The following is a 747-nucleotide window of genomic DNA, read 5'->3' on the forward strand; positions in this document are numbered from 1 at the left end:
ACGGTCGTGTTCGGGATGGGTACGCGTGGAACCCCTCCGCCATCGCCACCAAACGCATTTCGAAAGAGGTTTGCTCTTTCAAAACTGACAACGAGTGAGATTTCGCAACTTCCGTTGCTTATTTGTACCGCTTCACTCAGAAGCGAGGTACTCCATAGAAAGGAGGTGATCCAGCCGCACCTTCCGATACGGCTACCTTGTTACGACTTCACCCCAATCATCTACCCCACCTTCGGCGGCTGGCTCCTTGCGGTTACCCCACCGACTTCGGGTGTTGTAAACTCTCGTGGTGTGACGGGCGGTGTGTACAAGACCCGGGAACGTATTCACCGCGGCATGCTGATCCGCGATTACTAGCAATTCCGACTTCATGCAGGCGAGTTGCAGCCTGCAATCCGAACTGAGACCAGCTTTGATAGGATTGGCTCCGCCTCGCGGCTTCGCTTCCCGTTGTACTGGCCATTGTAGTACGTGTGTAGCCCAGGTCATAAGGGGCATGATGATTTGACGTCATCCCCGCCTTCCTCCGGTTTGTCACCGGCAGTCATTTTAGAGTGCCCACCCGAAGTGCTGGCAACTAAAATCAAGGGTTGCGCTCGTTGCGGGACTTAACCCAACATCTCACGACACGAGCTGACGACAACCATGCACCACCTGTCTCCTCTGTCCCGAAGGAAAGGTCTATCTCTAGACCGGTCAGAGGGATGTCAAGACCTGGTAAGGTTCTTCGCGTTGCTTCGAATTAAA

1 rRNA gene is annotated in these 747 nt (G+C 54.2%); it reads right to left on the reverse strand.

The annotated features are described in order from the left end of the window. Window positions 1-158: 158 nt before the first annotated feature. Window positions 159-747: ribosomal RNA gene (locus GQY55_RS30785) — 16S ribosomal RNA — on the reverse strand; the annotation flags it as partial.

Origin of the sequence: Paenibacillus sp. USDA918EY (assembly GCF_009870825.1) — a bacterium.
In the GTDB taxonomy this organism is placed as follows: Bacteria; Bacillota; Bacilli; order Paenibacillales; family Paenibacillaceae; genus Paenibacillus_AQ; species Paenibacillus_AQ albilobatus.